1 pseudogene is annotated in these 875 nt (G+C 67.2%); it reads left to right on the top strand.

What is annotated here, in order from left to right:
* Positions 1 to 47 precede the first annotated feature (47 nt).
* Positions 48 to 875 (top strand): annotated as a pseudogene (locus AC1DU6_RS33295) (hypothetical protein); the annotation flags it as partial.

Genomic DNA, 875 nt, shown 5'->3' with positions numbered 1-875 from the left:
GCAATCTGCGCCGCGGCGGCGATTTGGCCAAGCAGCGCAGCGAGGCCATGCGGATTGCCAGGGCCGAAATCGCCACCCTGAGGGCTTTTTCGGAACTGGAGCGTGGCGCTGCGACGCCGGCTGCAGCCGCGGTCTATGACGAGATCACCACGCCGGCCGCGCCCGCGCCGGTCACGCCAGCGGATTCAAACACCACCTACAGCGTGCAGCGCACGGTGACCGACCTGACCGATGTCCAGGCCAAGCAGGTCCGCGTGAGAGTCGACTGGATCGACCGCGCCGGGGATCGACAGTTCGTCAACCTGGACACCGTCATCGCGCGCGTCGATCCCATCTTCAGCGCCGCGGTGGGTTTCGCACCACCCGCCGGGCCCGTTACCCACCCCTCGGGCCGCAACCCCGTCATCCCGGCGGGGGCCAAGCAACTGGATGGCAAGAACAGCGCCTTCATCCCGAGCGGAGCGCGCGCGGACGTCTGGATCTTCAACAACCTGACCGGTGTCATCACGGGTGTATGCACGACTCAGTTTGCAGCGGGTACCGCCGTTTCAGCGGTGACCGCCGCCGCCGTCGCGTCCTGCAAGGACAGCCTTGCCGGAACGGGAGCCGGCTATGCCTATCTGCTCAGCGGCGTGATCCGCTTCTCCAACACCAACCCGGCGAACCCCAGCCAGCCCGAGGCCTTTGCCATCCCTCTGACCGCGCCGACCCTCGTCAGCGGTAGCTATTCACTGCCGCGCCTTGACCCGCAGTTCCAGCCGGTAATGAGCGGTGGGAACCTGACGCTGGACAGCTTCACGGCAACACCGCCCACCGTGACTTCGGCGGAGCACCAGCCAGAGTGCTTCCAGGACTCGCCCAGCACGTCCCCCAGC

The sequence above is a fragment of the Roseateles sp. P5_B10 genome, assembly GCF_056400485.1.
Note: the sequence above shows the minus strand (reverse complement) of the source record. Positions and strands in the feature narration are given on the sequence as shown.